Raw genomic sequence first — 14623 nt, 5'->3', positions numbered from 1 at the left:
GTTGCCGGGGTCGGATGGATCACAATTCCCTGCAGGCCTTTCCCTCCCGACCTCCTCTCCTCCGATGCGCGTTTCCAGTGTCCGGCTTCGTCGCATCGGCTGGCTGGCGGCCGGGCTGGCCCTGGCCACTGCTGCGGCTCCCGCCCGCTCCCTGGAAACGGTGGTGCTGCAGTTGCCCTTGATGGAGACCAGCTTCAGCGTCAAACTCAGCGAGCTGGAGCAACCGGCCAGACTTCTGAGCGGCAGCAGCGATCTGGCTGAGCTTGATCGCGCCACCAATGGTGCCGTGGGGCGGCAGTTGCTGGAGGTGTTCAATCGCCCCCTGCCCTTGCAGGTGGAGGCTGTGGTGGATCAGGCCAGCGGCACGCCCCTGCTCACCCAGGCGCTGCTCGCCGTGTCCGCCCTGGGCCAGGTGGAGGGGCTGCCTGCGGGCGCCGACATCGGCGGGGACCAGCTGGCAGAGGCTGTGCGGCAGGCGGCCTCCGGCGGGCAGCTCACCCTGCTGTCCCTGCTGCGCGCCCTGCCCGGCGACTCCGTGACTGTGGACCTGGGGAAGGCTCTGTCGGCAGCCCGTCGGCTGCAGAAGCAGCAGGCCCCCGCCGTGGAGCTGGTGCGCGACCTCCCGCCCGCAACCCAGGATCCAGCCCTCTCCGCGCCTGGTGCCTTCACCCCGGTGCGCAGCAGCTTCACCCTGCCGGTGTCCTATCGCCCTGAACCCCTGAACGTGGTGCTGTTCAAGCCCTCCCATGGGGGCAATGGCCAGCTGGTGGTGATCTCCCACGGCCTCTGGGATGCTCCCGAGAGCTTCGAGGGCTGGGCGCGCCACCTGGCCAGCCACGGCTACACCGTGGTGCTGCCTCTCCACCCGGGCAGCGACCGCGACCAGCAGCGGGCCATGCTCTCAGGAGAGGCGAAGCCCCCCAGCCCGGAGGAGCTGCGGCTGCGCCCGCTCGATGTGAAGGCCATTCTCGATGGCTTCACCGGAGCCGATACTCAGAACGCTGTGGTGATCGGTCACTCCTGGGGCGCCACCACCGCTCTGCAGCTGGCCGGGCTGAAGCCCAGCAGCAGTCGGTTGCATCAGAGCTGCAACGACAGCAAGGATCCCGACCGCAACATGAGCTGGGTGCTCCAGTGCAGCTTCCTCAGCAGCGCCGATCGCTCCAACGTGGCTGATCCACGGGTGATCGCCGTGGCGGCGGTGAGTCCGCCCCTTTTTCTGCTGTTTGATCAGGGAAGCTCCGCCGGCATGTCGGCCCGGACCCTGCTGGTGACCGGAAGCCGTGACTGGGTTGTGCCTGCCGGCCCCGAGGCGATCGCTCCCTTCAGTCGCTCGCGCCCGGCCGGGCATCAGTTGGTGGTGGCCGGTGGCGGCGACCATTTCAACCTGCGTGGACCAGCGACTGGCGATGGCGGCCCACTCCGGGGTCTGTTGCTGGGCTGGGTGAACGGGGCCTATGCCGCCGGTCCCAACGTGCGGCCGGCTCCCGGTGCTCCGCCCCTGCTTCCAGCCGACGGCTGGGGGGATGCTGACAAGCCGTTGGTGGATGCCACCACCAGCGTGCTTCCGTTGCAGCGCTGAGCGTCGCAGCGCAGACCACACTCCACCTGCGGTGGGCAGCCTCGGCTGGGTGTCCTCGGTGCGGCGGAGCCCATTCTTTGTCTGTGAACGCTGACAGGGCTGGGCCGGGGCCCTTGCGTGGCCGGGCGGCCTGATGCCGTACTCGTGCGGGATCTGTGCCCGATGCAGCCATGCTGCGCCTGCGCTTGGCCGGTTTTCCCTGCAGCGTGATTCCGAAAAGTTGGCTATTGATCCCTTACGTACTCAATCACTTCCACCCTCTTGTCACGGCTGACGCCGTGGTCATTGACCACCCCTGACGCCGTGGTCATCGACCACTGCTCACCCGTTTGTCCACCACTTCGGGGCCGCCATGGGTTTCAACATCCTCCACCTGCATCTGCACGGTCTGTTTCGAGGTCATGACCTGGAGCTGGGTCGTGATCCCGATACCGGTGGCCAGACCACCTACGTGCTGGAACTGGCCCGGGCAATGGCAGCACGGCCCGAGGTGGAGCGGGTCGAGGTGGTCACCCGGCTGATCCGCGACCGCCGCGTTTCGTCCGATTACGCCCGGCCGTTGGAGCCGATCGGGCCTGATGCCGCCATCCGTCGCCTTCCCTTCGGTCCGCCGCGCTATCTGCGCAAGGAACTGCTCTGGCCCCACCTCGACGAGCTGGCCGACGCCCTCACGGAGGTTCTGGTGGCTCAGCCACGCCTGCCGGACTGGATCCACGCCCATTACGCCGATGCCGGGTATGTGGGGGCCTTGCTGAGGCGCCGGCTTGGCATCCCGTTGGTGTTCACGGGCCATTCGCTCGGACGTGAGAAGCGCCGCCGGCTGATGCTCTCCGGTCTCGATCCTCGCCAGATCGAGCAGACCTACGCCATGGCCCGTCGCATCGATGCCGAGGAGCTGGTCCTGGCCCATGCGTCGATGGTGGTCACCAGCACCAGCCAGGAACGGGAGCAGCAGTACGCCCGCTATGGCCGCTTCCGGCTGGAGCAGGCCCGTGTCATCCCTCCCGGTGTGGACGCCCGCCAGTTCCGGCCGCCCTTGAGCGGTGAGGTTGAAACGGCGATCGAGCAGTTGCTCCAGCCCTTTCTGCGCGATCCGGCCAAGCCTCCGGTGCTGGCCATCTGCCGTGCCGATCACCGCAAGAACATCCCGGCCCTGGTGGAGGTGTTCGGCCGCTCCGAGCACCTACGCAAGAACCACAATCTGGTGCTGGTGCTCGGCTGCCGCGACGACCCCCGTGAGCTGGAGAAACAGCAGCGCGAGGTGTTCCAGCAGGTGTTCGAGCAGGTGGACCGCTTCGATCTCTACGGCCAGGTGGCCTATCCGAAGCAACACCGACGCGACCAGATTCCGGCCTTCTACCGCTGGGCGGCCCAGCTGGGCGGCGTCTTCGTCAATCCTGCGCTCACCGAGCCCTTCGGTCTCACCCTGCTGGAGGCGGCGGCCTGTGGCCTGCCGATCGTGGCCACCGATGATGGCGGCCCCCGCGACATCCTCAGCCGCACCGACAGCGGTCTGCTGGTGGACGTCTCCGATCTCGATGCCCTGCAGCAGGCGCTGGAGGCAAGCCTGGCGAGTCCCCTGCTCTGGCGTCGCTGGTCGGAGAACGGCATCGAAGCGGTCAGCCGCCATTTCAGCTGGAATGCCCATGTCTGCAGCTACCTGGGTGAGGCCGCTGCCGCTGCCGCTGCCGCTCGCCATGCCGAAGTGGTGCGACACTCCGCTGCTGCCGCCAGCTCCGATGCCAGTGTGCCGGGAACATCCGGTCCCATGGTGGTTCCCCCCAGACGCTTGGCTCCGCCCCAGCGCCTGCTGCTCTTCGATCTCGATGTCTTGCTGGCTTCGCCCGATGACGCCAGCCTTGTGGAGCTGCGCCGTCGGCTGGAGGCTGACCCTCGCCTGTCGGTGGGTGTGTTCAGCGGCCGTTCCTTCAAGGCGGCCTGCCAGCGCTTTGCCGAGCTGCATCTGCCGGCACCTCGCGTCACGATCACCCAGGCCGGTACTGACATCCGTTTCCGCGATCTGTCTGGTCCTGAGCTGGGCTGGTGCGATCCGGGCCTGGGCGATGTCGAGCCTGGCGGCGAGAGGGTCGCACCTGGCCTTGAGATCGCCGACCTGGTGCTGGACCCGCTCTGGCAGCAGCAGATCGGCCGCAGCTGGCAGCGCCAGGAGGTGGTTGCGGCCATGGCTGAGCTCGAGCCGCGCCTCTGCCTGCAGGACGAGAGCGAGCAGGGGCCTTACAAGGTGAGCTATGTGTTGCAGGAGCCTGATCAGGGCATCCTGCCGCTGGTGCGGCAGGCCCTGCGCAATCATGCCCTGCAGGCCAGGCCCCATGTGTTTCAGCACTGGTTCCTGGATGTGCTGCCGCTCACGGCTTCCAAGGCGGAAGCGATCCGCTACGTGGCGCTGCGCTGGAAGCTGCCGCTCAGCAGCATTCTGGTGGGGGCCAGCCAGCAGGGCGACGGGGAACTGCTGCAGGGCCTGCCCCTGGGCGTGGTGCCTGAAGACCATGATCCCTCGCTCGAATCCCTGAGGGGGCACCGCCGTGTGTACTTCTCCTCAAAGCCCCAGGCCTGGGGCCTGCTGGATGGTTTAGATCACCATCGATTCCTGCGCCGCTGAGCCTGGCGTGCCACCAGATCTTGATGATCGCAAAGCCCCGTCGGCATGGTCACGGGGTGATGCCCCAGACAACCCCTTCCTGAAGCGACTGCGCCGGGAGTTTGAGGCTGACGCACGCCTCAGCCAGGTTTTCCTCGTGCTCTCGGTGGGCGCGAGCCTGATCGCCACCTTCGGTCTGCTTTCCAACAGCGCCGCCGTGGTGATCGGCGCCATGGTGGTGGCGCCCTGGATCCTGCCCCTCCAGGCGATCGCTTACGGCATCCTGCGCGGCCGCTTCAACCTGGTGCTGCGGGCCTTGATCACCTTGATGCTGGGGGTGACGACCACGGTGATCCTGTCTGTGGGGATCGGGCGCCTGCTTGGTTTCGCCACCTACGGCAGCGAAGTACTCAGCCGCACCAACCCCAACCTGCTTGATCTGGCCATCGCCCTGGTGGCCGGTGCCCTGGCCATTTATGCCAAGTTGCGCCGTGATGCGGTCTCCTCTCTGGCTGGCCTGGCGATCGCGGTGGCGCTGGTGCCGCCCGTTTGCAGCATGGGCCTGGTGCTGGCCAGTGGTGATTTCAGAAGCGCCCTCGGCGCCGGTCTGCTGTTTGTGACCAACCTGCTGGGCATCCTCAGCGGTGCGCTGGTGGCCCTCGCTGTGGTTGAACCCAGCTTCCGCCTGGTGCTGCTGCGCAGTCGGCTGGGCCTCACCAGCCTGGGCCTGACGGCCTTGCTGCTGGTGCCCCTCACCGGCAGTCTGGTCGGGCTGTTGCGCCAGGCCCGCCAGGGGGCGAGTCTGCGCCAGGTGGAGCAAGCGATTGCGCAGAGTCTGCGCAATCGCACGATCACCCTCGGCCGCGATGCCCAGCTGGTGGGTGTGAACATCGACTGGGCCCAGAATCCTCCCCTGATCCGCGCCTATGTGCGGGTGACCGATCCGACGCTTCCGACGCCGGCTCAAGTGGCAGCGGTGCAGAAGTTCATCAACAGCCAGCAACCCATCCGCTACCGGCTGGTGGTGCAGAAGTCCGCCATTGTGGTGGTGGGTCCCGAGGCCAAGCCCAACCCCTCGCAAAAACTGCCGATCGGATCGGAGATTCCGCCGCCGCCCCTGCGGGAAGGCGACGCTCCGATTCCGCGGATTCCGCCCCCGCCGGCACCGCCTCCGGTACCGGACGAGTCAGAACGACAAAGCACGCCCCCGTCCGAAGCGTCGGTGGGGTCCGAGGTGGGCGGCTCGTCCGATGGTGCTTCAGCAGAATCCGTGCCGAAGAACCAGGAGCCCTGAACCCGTCTCCTCCGCTGTCTGCTGGCTGGTCAGGGTCGCTCGGCTGCTCAGTAGCGGCTCTCTCCTGAAGGCTGGAATTCGGCAGCGGCGCGAACCCCCTCGCTGGTGCCGTCCGCAGCAGCCCCATCCTGGCCGCCTTGGCCTGCTCCAGGCTCGGGCATCCAGTAACTGAGATCGTTGTACCAATACAGGTGGCCGGGCAGTTGCTCGGTCTTCAGCCTCGTGGTGGCCATCGACCCCATCAGCCGAGCGAGATCCACCGGAGACAGGTCCGTGCGGATGTCGTCTCCGGCGATGCGGAGCAGCTCCGGCAGGCGGGTCACCGTGCCGGGTTGCACCAGCTTGCGGAACACGGCTGAGAGCACCAGCTTCTGGCGCTCGAGGCGGCCGATGTCGCCGAGTTCGTCGTGACGGAAGCGGAGGAATCCCTCCAGGTTCTCGCCTTTGAGAACCTGCACGCCGGGGTAGAGGTCGATGTAGAGGCCCTGGCTGTTGTCCACGTAGTACATGCGCTTGGGCACATCCAGCTCCACTCCGTCGAGGGCGTCCGCCAGCCGCTGCACGGCGCGCAGGTTCACCTTGAGGTAGTGGTCCACGGGCGCGTCCAGCAGCTGGGTCAGTTCCCGCTTGACCGCCTCAGGGCCGCCAAGGGCGTAGAGGGCGTTGGCCTTCTGGACGCCGAAGTCGGGTGTTTCGATGTAGGTGTCGCGGGGCACCTGGGTGAGCTCGGTGGTGCCGTCCTTGACCTGGACCGTGAGCATCACATCGGTGCTGCCGCTCACCGCATCGGTCCCGAGCACCAGGATCCGGCGTTGTTGGGCGAGAGGATTGATCAGGCTGGTGACACTGCTCGATCCTTGTTTCAGCCCTGCCACCACCGGTGTGATCCAGTGGGGCAGTGGACCAGCCAGGGCATAGCCGAGAACGGCACCCAATCCGAAGGCCAGCAAGGGTGGGCGGCGCCGACCAGACGCCGCGCCGGTCTGGACTTCGGCCACTGTCGCCTTGCCGGGTCGTGCCTGGTTGCCATCGACCGGTGGACCCAGCGCTTTGCTGGCGCGTTGCTGGCGCCGCCGGCGGGTGAGGTCTGTGATGGCGGCAGCGCCCCTGGCCGCGGCCTCCCGATTGGAACGGGGTGTGGGTTGGGCCTGGCTCATGGTGGGTCCTGATCGGCGCACCTTACGGGCGATGCTCGCTTCCGGCCAGTGGCCTGAGGCGCTTTGCCGAGCGGTTCCTGTCCGTTGTCATGCCCGGAATCCGTCCCCAGATCAGATGGCGCCCACCCGCACGCAGGCTGCTGCGGCATCGGCGCGCCGCCGTGCTTCGGTCAGATCTGCGCCCCGAGCCAGAGCCACGCCCATGCGTCGCTGCGGGTGGGCCTCGGGCTTGCCGAACAGCAGAACCTCGGTGTCCGGCTCGGCCAGAGCTGCGGCGACGCCGTCGTAGCGCACCGTGCTGGCCTTGCCCGGCGCCAGGATCACCCGGCTGGCGGCGGGGCCGAGCGAGCGGATCTCCGGGATTGGCAGGCCCAGAACCGCCCGCAGATGCAGGGCGAATTCGCTCAGGTTCTGGCCCACCAGGGTCACCAGCCCGGTGTCATGGGGGCGTGGCGAGAGTTCCGAGAACACCACCTCCTCACGACCGGGTTCGCCACAGAGGAAGAATTCCACGCCAAACAGGCCAGCACCGCCCAGGTTGTCGGTCACGGCCCTGGCCATGGCCTGCGCGGCCGCCAGCTGCTCGCGTCCCAGTGCCGCCGGCTGCCAGCTGCACTGGTAGTCGCCCCGCTCCTGAAGATGGCCGATCGGCGGGCAGAACAGGGTTGGACCCTGCCACTGCTTCACCGTGAGCAGGGTGATCTCCAGATCAAACCGCAGGAACTCCTCCACGATCACCCGGGTTCCCGCCCCGCGCGCCCCTGCCAGGGCGGCCTCCCAGGCGGCGCCGATGCCCTCGGGACCCTGCACCACGCTCTGCCCCTTGCCGGAGGAACTCATCACCGGTTTGACCACCACCGGCCAGCCCAGGGGAGCCGCGGCCGCCGCCAGCTCCTCGGCGCTGGCGGCGTAGGCGAAACGGGCTGTGCGCAGGCCCAGTTCAGCGGCGGCCAGGTCGCGGATGCGGTCGCGGTTCATGGTCACGGCCGTGGCCCGCGCCGTGGGGATCACGGTGATGCCCTCGGCCTCGAGGGCGGCCAGGGCATCCACAGCCAGTGCCTCGATCTCCGGAATCACCAGATCGGGTTGGTGGCGCCGCACGACGGCCGTCAAGGCCGCGGCGTCGCCCATGGCCACCACCTCCGCCTGATCCGCCACCTGCATGGCCGGTGCGTTCGGGTAGCGATCCACCGCGATCACCCGGCAGCCCAGGCGCTGGGCTGCGATCGCCACTTCCTTGCCCAGCTCACCGCTGCCCAGCAGCATCAGGGTGCGGGGGAAGGGGGCACTGCTGGGATCGGGCATCGAGGGGGATCCTTGGGAGCTGGGTTGGTGGACCTTGATCCTCGCCTCCGCCGGTCCAGCCTGTCGCAGGAGCCTGGGGTGGCGCTGCTAGAGAGGGGCTCGCCTTCGCTTCCGGCGGACTCTCCCCCATGCGCGCCGATCTCCCCCTGGCCTTCAGCACCGCCGGCGATGCGGCCGGTGGATTGCTGTTCGGCTGGGACATCGCCACCTTGCAGCAGGGGGCGCTGGTCTACCTCGGCCTGTCGTCGCTGGCCTTTGTGGTGGTCTGGGTGGTGGGCTACCTGCGCCGCGGCTGAGGCCTTCTGCAGCGCTTCAGCTCTCCAGGCCGGACATGAGCGTGAGCTGCCGCTCCGGCTTTTCCTCACTGATGAAGCCATAGGACTCGAACACGGCCGGATCGGGATGGGTGATCCGCTGGCCTGTGCTGTCGCGTTCCAGCCGGAAGCCCTCGGTTGCCATGCGGCGCATCAGGGCCGCCGCTTCTTCGAAACGGGCTGCCATCGCCTCCAGGCTGGCGCAATCGCCGGTGAGCCCTTGTTCCTTCCAGGTGAAATAGGCCATGACGGGTGCGGTTGAGGGTGACGGTGGGCTCAGGGATGGAGGGCTCAGGGCAGGAGCACCAGGCCCATCAGCACAAGTAGCAAGCTTGCGCCCCAGAAGCTGAACACCACGCGTTGTTCGCTGATGCCGCCCAGCTCGAAGTGGTGATGCAGCGGCGCCATCCGAAACAGGCGGCGGCCCTGGCCATCGGCACCCTTGGTGGCCTTGAACACCCAGACCTGCAGGATCACCGACAGCGATTCCGCCAGGAACACGCCCCCCATCAGCAGCAGCGGCCAGAGGCTGTTGCTGAGAAGGGCCACGGCGGTGAGCGCCGCGCCCATGGCCAGGGAGCCCGTGTCCCCCATGAACAGCCGGGCCGGATGGCGATTGTGGGCCAGGAAGCCGAGCCAGCAACCGGCCATCGCCACGCAGAAGGCCGCCAGGGCCGGATCCCCTTCGTGACCTCGCAGCATCAGTTGCAGGCCCATGCCGGTGAAGACCACCGCGCCGCAGCCCGCCGCCAGCCCATCGAGACCATCGGTGAGGTTGGTGGCGTTGCTCTCCGCCAGGAACACGAACAGGCCCAGGGGCCAGATCAGCAGCCCCAGGGGCAGAATCCAGCCGAAGGGCAGGGCGATGTCACCGCCGTCGGCGCCGCCGAGCCACTGGCCCTGGGCGGCCCAGAGCAGGAACAGCAGGGCCGCGCCGGCCTGCAGCATCAGTTTGCCGCGGGGGCTGAGGCCGGTGTTGGTCAGTTTGGTGAGGCTGCGCCAGTCGTCGACGGCGCCGATCGCCATGTAGGCCAGGGTGATGGCGGCTATCGCCAGCAGCCTGGGGTCCTCAGGGCTCACCAGGCCTCCCACCAGGACCCCCACCGGCACCACCAGCAGGCCCCCCATGGTGGGGGTGCCGGCCTTGCTGAGATGACCCTGCGGCCCTTCCTCGCGGATCACCTGGCCGAGCTTGAGCCGGCGCAATCGAGGCACACCCCAGGCGGTGGTCAGAGCGCTGATCGCCAGGGCCACCACCAGGGGCAGACTGAGCATCGAGTTGGCCACCAGGGCGTCGCTGAGCAGGCAGGCGCCCAGCAGCACCAGGCTGAGCACGGCTGCTGCCGTTCTGGCGGTGCGCGGCCTGGAGCGATCGGCAGGACTGGCGGCTGTCACGGACACTGCGGGAGAGGGCGCTCAGTTTCCCGCAGCGCTGGTTCCCGCAGCACTGGCTGCTTGCCGGAGCGGCCCGGGGCTTCAGTCCTCCCAGGCCTCGTCGTTCTGGTCGTCGGCCGCGTTGTAGTCCTCCTTCTCGCCCATCAGGGCGGAGAGTTCCTCCTCCTCCACCGTGCTCACTTCCGTGCTGGCGGTTTCCTCGTCGGCCACGAGCCGGCCGGTGGTCTCCAGCCAGCTGAGCAGATCGGGCTCGTCCCGCAAGGGCAGCACCGGAGCCGGGTCCACGCGGCGGTAGCGGGTCAGCGAGGGGTTGATGCTGTCCAGCGATCCCGTCAGGGTGCCGGAGGTGGAGGCGAGATCACTCATGCCGTCGCGCGGACTCTTCAATGGCCAATCAGACACACTAGCTGCCAGCTGATCGATCGACCCGATCAACCCCTTGGATCAACCCCCCGGCTTTGCAGCCCAGCCGTTCGGCCGGACTGGTTTCGGGTCCACAGGCTCCGCGGTGCCCGGGTTCTGCTCCAGTGGCGTCGTTGAAGCAGTTTTCGGTGGAGCGACTCTTCTTCAGTCGTTCCTGTGCAGCTGTTCTGGCGAAGAAGCGGCATCCTGGTTCTGGCCGTTCTCCCGGCGTTCGCCCCCCTCGTTGTCCCCATGGCCCTCAGCAGCAAGCTCGCCTCGGTGCTGCGCCTCTGGACCCTGGCCCTGGCCCTCAGCGCCCTGCTGGTCGCGGCCGGCCAGCACTGGAGCGCCGCGCTGGTGCCGCGTGCCTGGCTGATCGGCGTGCTGTTGTTCAGCCCGTCCCTGGGGCTGGCGCTGTGGATCGCCGCGCAGTGGCGTCTCCCCCCGCACGGGACCCCGGTCGGTGAGGGGGGAGAATCGGGCGACTAAGTCCATGGAGACGGGTTGATGGGTCGGGCCAAGAAGGCGGTGCTGGCGTATTCCGGCGGCGTCGACACCAGCGTCTGCATCCCCTACCTGATGAACGAGTGGGGCGTGGAGGAGGTGATCACCTTCGCCGCGGATCTCGGCCAGGGCGATGAACTGGAGCCCATTCGCCAGAAGGCCCTCAATTCCGGAGCCAGCCAGTCGATCGTGGGCGACCTGATCGAGCCCTTCATCACCGAGTTCGCCTTCCCGGCGATCCGGGCCAATGCCCTGTACGAGGGTCGCTATCCCCTCTCCACCGCCCTGGCCCGCCCCCTGATCGCCCGTCGCCTGGTGGAGATCGCTCGGGAGGTGGGAGCGGATGCCGTGGCCCATGGCTGCACCGGCAAGGGCAACGACCAGGTGCGCTTCGATGTGGCCATCGGTGCCCTGGCTCCTGATCTGAAGGTGCTCACCCCGGCCCGGGAGTGGGGCATGAGCCGCGAAGAGACCATCGCCTATGGCGAGCGTTGCGGCATCCCCTCACCCGTGAGCAAGGGATCTCCCTATTCGATCGATCTCAACCTGCTCGGCCGCTCGATCGAGGCCGGTCCGCTGGAGGATCCGATGGTGGAGCCTCCCGAGGAGATCTACGCCATGACCTGCTCGGTGGAAGCGGCTCCGGCAGACCCGCAGCTGGTGGAGATTGCTTTCGAGCAGGGCAATCCCGTGGCGATCGATGGCGTCCGCCTCGATTCGGTCAGCCTGATCCGCCAGGCCAATGCCCTCGCCGGTGGCCACGGTTTCGGCCGGCTGGACATGATCGAGAACCGGGTGGTGGGCATCAAGAGCCGCGAGATCTACGAGACCCCCGGCCTGTTGCTGCTGATCCGGGCCCACCAGGAACTGGAAAGCCTCACCCTGGCCGCCGATGTGCTGCGCACCAAGCGTCAGCTCGAAATGCAGTGGGCCGATCTGGTGTATCAGGGCCTCTGGTTCGGCCCGCTCAAAGATGCCCTCGACGGCTTCTTCGATCGCACCCAGTCCAGCGTCAATGGGTTGGTGCGGCTGCGGTTGCACAAAGGCAACGCCACGGTGGTGGGCCGCAGCAGCAGCAGCGACAGCCTCTACGTGCCGGATATGGCCACCTACGGCTCCGAAGACCAGTTCGACCACAGAGCCGCAGAGGGCTTCATTTACGTCTGGGGTCTTCCGACCCGTTTGTGGGCAGGCCGCCATCGCTCCGGCGGCTGACCGTCTTGCGGTTCCGCCGGCTCAGACTGAAGGCGTGGCGGACCGCCTGGGGGATGCGGGGCCGTTGCGGCAGCTGGGGCAGTAGCGGTGCGGGCTCTGCTGTCTCAGCGGCACTCGTTGTCCCCGGCCCTTTCCCGGCATCCGATGAGGAAGACGCTGTGGGTCGGCCAGAGCCCACCCGCGCCTGAAATGGTGTCCACTGCAGGGGTGGCCGTGGAGGCACCTCTGCGGGATTGGCTGCTGTCGGTCCAGGGAGAGGCGTGGGAGGGGTTGAGGGTGTTGCGTTGGCGGGATCGCCAGTCACCACGGACTCAGCTGGCTGCAGCAGACGCATCTGGGAGCGCAGTCCTTCATTTTCGCTGAGGAGCCGCTGCTGGTGGGCGAGCAGGGGCTGGAGCCGTTGTTGAAATTTTCGCTCGAAGATCTCCGGCAGTTCCTGCAGAAGCTCCTGCATCGCCTCGAGCTCCGCGCGGGTGCTGGCCAGTTCCCGCTCCAGCATCTGCTGCTGCCAGGCCTGCTGCTGCATCTGCTGCGGGCTGACCGTCTGCTGCCAGGTCGAGAGAGGCCCACCAGCCTGTGGCGGATCGGGCGGCAGATGCGGAGGGTGGGAACGATCCGGCTCCATGGCGCGACCTTACTGGCCTCCTGGGACCATTACAAGACATGGCGAACGGTGGAGCTGTGGCCCTGTCGCCGCCAGCCCATGGAAAAGCCCCGGCCAGAGCCGGGGCTGAAGTTCATCGCGGATCTGTCGGGAGACAGGCAGGCTTCAGGCGCCGGCGGGTTGTTCCTGAGGCTCGCCAGCGGCACCGGTCGTGCTCCGGGGCGCGGGCATGGGACCATCCTGCTTGACGGTGAGATAGCGGATCACATCTTCCGAGAGGCGCATCGCACGCTCCAGGGGGGCGACCTGCTGTCCGTCACCGTTGTGATTGAGCTGGACGTAGATGCCTTCGCGGTTCTTGGCGATCGAATAGGCCAGACGGCGCTTGCCGCGCATCTGGCAGTCGAGCACCTCGCCACCGGCCTCGGTCACGAGGTCGCGGTATTTGGTCACATGGGTTTCCACCTCCTCTTCCGGAATGTCCGGACGGAGGATGTACATGGTTTCGTAATAAGGCTGCGTCATGGTCGCCTGTCGGGAATCGCCGCGTCGGGCATGGGCTGAAGGGACCTTGGCAGGACCTTCAGCGACGGATTGACCATCCTATCAGCGCACCCTCTCTGGTCCTGGGCGCCGACTCAGTGGAGCTGCATCCGCACCGCCTCGGAGAGGCTGGGGATGTCGGCTTCCTTGCCCCGCAGGCACTGGATCACGGTGAACAGCACCAGAACCAGCGTGCCAAGGAAGATGGTGTTGCTGAGGGTGCGCAGGGCGAAGCCGCCGCCGAGAGGTGCCAGCAACACGTTGAAAGCCAGCGAAATCAGGATCAGCACGATGTCGATCAGGATCGCCTGCAACGCGTTGAAGCGGATCAGGTAAGGCACCTGTGGATTGCGGACCACCGCCAGGAACAGCACCAGGAACAGGAGAAAGCCGCCGAAGGGGATCTGGTTCTGCAACAGCGCCAGAGGAAGCGCCGGCAAGGTGAGCCACTGCAAGGCTGGGAACAGGCCAAACAGAGCGCGTCCGAAGGGAACGGCATCGGCCCAGGGCAGCGCATAGATCACTGCGGCCAGCAGCCGTTGCCAGATCGGGGGTGCCTGCATCGCCAGGGTGCTGCCGGTTGACCCGGAATAAGTTGGACAAAAGTTTAGGGTGGAAGCATTCGGTCCACGCTTCCTGTGATCGGTCGGTGCGCCTCCGTCCCGCCCTCATCTGGATCTGATCCATAGTGTTGGCTTGACCATGGGGCCCGAGGTTATGGATTTAATCTGGTGCATGTTCGATCGGTGATCTCGATGGTGCCCAACTGATGGATCTCACCCTCTGCATGGTGGTGAAGAACGAGATCAAGAATCTCCCAGAAGGATTAGGAAAAATCCGGGATCTTCTCGATGAAGTGATCGTGGTGGATACCGGTTCCACCGATGGTACTCAAGCCTACTTGCGTGAAGAGCTGGGCATCGAACCCTTGCAGACAACAATGCAAGTCAGCACGGCCTATTCTAAGTCGCCTTCGCGTAACATGGCAATCGCTAGGGTGCGCACCGAATGGGTGTTGAGCCTCGATGCGGATGAGCGAATTGCGCCGCAGGTGCTGCAGTTTCTGGGTGCACATCAGCCGGCATCTGAGGAGGCTGGTTTCTTCGGGTTGTGGCGCAACCATGTGGCCGAAACCCCCAGCTTTGATGATTACAAGCTTTTCCTGTTTCGTCGGCAGTATCGAAAGCGTGGTCTGGTTCATGAGAATGTCCAGGTTGATATTCGCGAGTCTGGGCATCGTGCTCGCTGGCTCAAGGAACTGGTGGTGGACCATTTCCCCGATCCCGGTCTGCATCGCCATAAAACCACGTTTTATCAGCAGCGACTTGAATCTGCGGTCGCCATGGATCCGTTATGGATTCGTCATCACTGGTTTTTAGGGTATATGCACTTTTAGCAGGGTGATCTGGAACAGGCCATTCCCTATCTCGAAACCGCTCTTTATTCCGATCATCCCCTCTTTCCGGTTGAGCGGCTGAACAGTGCCATGGTGTTGGCGACAATTCTGGCCAGGCAGACAGAGCAGGAGGCGCTCGGCACTGTGCTGAAGCAAGTGTCTGATCTGTATCAGAGCGTGCTGAATGATTTTGAGGTGCAGATCAACCGGGCTTTTGCTCCATGGCTGGAGCGCACGATGTCCTGCTGGCAGGAAGGGCGGCTGGCCGCTATCGACTGTGCGCGTTTCGCTCGTTGAGAATGGCCACTTGTCC

The 14623-nt window shown here is 66.5% G+C and carries 16 protein-coding genes; 8 read left to right on the top strand and 8 right to left on the bottom strand.

What is annotated here, in order from left to right; translation table 11 throughout:
- Positions 1-64 precede the first annotated feature (64 nt).
- The 3 genes from H8F26_RS04585 to H8F26_RS04575 all read left to right on the top strand — a co-directional run bounded on the left by H8F26_RS04585 (position 65) and on the right by H8F26_RS04575 (position 5475).
- The gene (locus H8F26_RS04585; RefSeq protein WP_197157812.1) at positions 65-1582 is read left to right on the top strand and encodes an alpha/beta fold hydrolase; all 1518 of its coding nucleotides are present in this window, start codon (positions 65-67) and stop codon (positions 1580-1582) included.
- A 352-nt stretch (positions 1583-1934) separates the two neighbouring features.
- Entirely contained in the window at positions 1935-4202 is a 2268-nt protein-coding gene (locus H8F26_RS04580) for an HAD family hydrolase (RefSeq protein WP_197157810.1), read from the top strand.
- A 7-nt stretch (positions 4203-4209) separates the two neighbouring features.
- A complete protein-coding gene (locus H8F26_RS04575) occupies positions 4210-5475 on the top strand; it encodes a DUF389 domain-containing protein (RefSeq protein ID WP_231605470.1) in 1266 nt (421 codons plus the stop codon).
- A 47-nt stretch (positions 5476-5522) separates the two neighbouring features.
- On the opposite strand, the gene H8F26_RS04570 is transcribed toward H8F26_RS04575, so the two are convergent.
- Both H8F26_RS04570 and purT read right to left on the bottom strand, forming a co-directional pair.
- Positions 5523-6632, bottom strand: a complete 1110-nt coding sequence (locus tag H8F26_RS04570) for an LCP family protein (protein WP_197157808.1) — start codon at positions 6630-6632, stop codon at positions 5523-5525.
- A 111-nt stretch (positions 6633-6743) separates the two neighbouring features.
- Complete coding sequence (gene purT, locus H8F26_RS04565; protein WP_197157806.1) at positions 6744-7937, bottom strand: formate-dependent phosphoribosylglycinamide formyltransferase; 1194 nt, start codon at positions 7935-7937, stop codon at positions 6744-6746.
- A 128-nt stretch (positions 7938-8065) separates the two neighbouring features.
- On the opposite strand from purT, the gene H8F26_RS04560 reads away from it, so the two are divergent.
- A complete protein-coding gene (locus tag H8F26_RS04560; protein WP_197157804.1) occupies positions 8066-8233 on the top strand; it encodes a cytochrome B6 in 168 nt (55 codons plus the stop codon).
- A gap of 16 nt (positions 8234-8249) precedes the next feature.
- On the opposite strand, the gene H8F26_RS04555 is transcribed toward H8F26_RS04560, so the two are convergent.
- From H8F26_RS04555 to H8F26_RS04545, 3 genes are all read right to left on the bottom strand, one after another.
- Complete coding sequence (locus H8F26_RS04555; RefSeq protein WP_197157802.1) at positions 8250-8498, bottom strand: hypothetical protein; 249 nt, start codon at positions 8496-8498, stop codon at positions 8250-8252.
- A 44-nt stretch (positions 8499-8542) separates the two neighbouring features.
- Positions 8543-9646, bottom strand: a complete 1104-nt coding sequence (mraY, locus tag H8F26_RS04550) for a phospho-N-acetylmuramoyl-pentapeptide-transferase (protein WP_197157801.1) — start codon at positions 9644-9646, stop codon at positions 8543-8545.
- A gap of 81 nt (positions 9647-9727) precedes the next feature.
- On the bottom strand, positions 9728-10012 hold the full coding sequence (locus H8F26_RS04545) for a DUF3134 family protein (protein ID WP_197157799.1): 285 nt from the start codon (positions 10010-10012) through the stop codon (positions 9728-9730).
- A gap of 213 nt (positions 10013-10225) precedes the next feature.
- On the opposite strand from H8F26_RS04545, the gene H8F26_RS04540 reads away from it, so the two are divergent.
- Positions 10226-10537, top strand: coding sequence for a hypothetical protein (locus H8F26_RS04540; RefSeq protein WP_231605469.1), 312 nt, complete (start codon positions 10226-10228; stop codon positions 10535-10537).
- An 18-nt stretch (positions 10538-10555) separates the two neighbouring features.
- Positions 10556-11767: an argininosuccinate synthase gene (locus tag H8F26_RS04535; protein ID WP_197157797.1), complete on the top strand. Its 1212-nt coding sequence runs from the start codon at positions 10556-10558 to the stop codon at positions 11765-11767.
- Here H8F26_RS04535 and H8F26_RS04530 read toward each other — a convergent pair.
- The 3 genes from H8F26_RS04530 to H8F26_RS04520 form a co-directional block, all read right to left on the bottom strand.
- A complete protein-coding gene (locus tag H8F26_RS04530; RefSeq protein ID WP_197157795.1) occupies positions 11706-12392 on the bottom strand; it encodes a hypothetical protein in 687 nt (228 codons plus the stop codon). The genes H8F26_RS04535 and H8F26_RS04530 overlap by 62 nt on opposite strands.
- A 144-nt stretch (positions 12393-12536) precedes the next feature.
- Positions 12537-12896 carry a 30S ribosomal protein S6 gene (gene rpsF / locus H8F26_RS04525; RefSeq protein WP_197157793.1) on the bottom strand — a complete coding sequence of 120 codons (360 nt, stop codon included), beginning with the start codon at positions 12894-12896 and terminating at the stop codon, positions 12537-12539.
- A 113-nt stretch (positions 12897-13009) separates the two neighbouring features.
- Positions 13010-13477, bottom strand: coding sequence for a Tic20 family protein (locus tag H8F26_RS04520; RefSeq protein ID WP_197157791.1), 468 nt, complete (start codon positions 13475-13477; stop codon positions 13010-13012).
- Between the two features lie 206 nt (positions 13478-13683).
- Between H8F26_RS04520 and H8F26_RS04515 the strand changes: the two genes are divergently transcribed.
- Complete coding sequence (locus H8F26_RS04515) at positions 13684-14310, top strand: glycosyltransferase (RefSeq protein WP_197157789.1); 627 nt, start codon at positions 13684-13686, stop codon at positions 14308-14310.
- 96 nt (positions 14311-14406) lie between these two features.
- A complete protein-coding gene (locus H8F26_RS04510; protein WP_197157787.1) occupies positions 14407-14607 on the top strand; it encodes a hypothetical protein in 201 nt (66 codons plus the stop codon).
- Positions 14608-14623 lie beyond the last annotated feature (16 nt).

Source organism: Synechococcus sp. CBW1006, from assembly GCF_015840525.1.
Taxonomy (GTDB): domain Bacteria; phylum Cyanobacteriota; class Cyanobacteriia; order PCC-6307; family Cyanobiaceae; genus CBW1002.
Note: the sequence above shows the minus strand (reverse complement) of the source record. Positions and strands in the feature narration are given on the sequence as shown.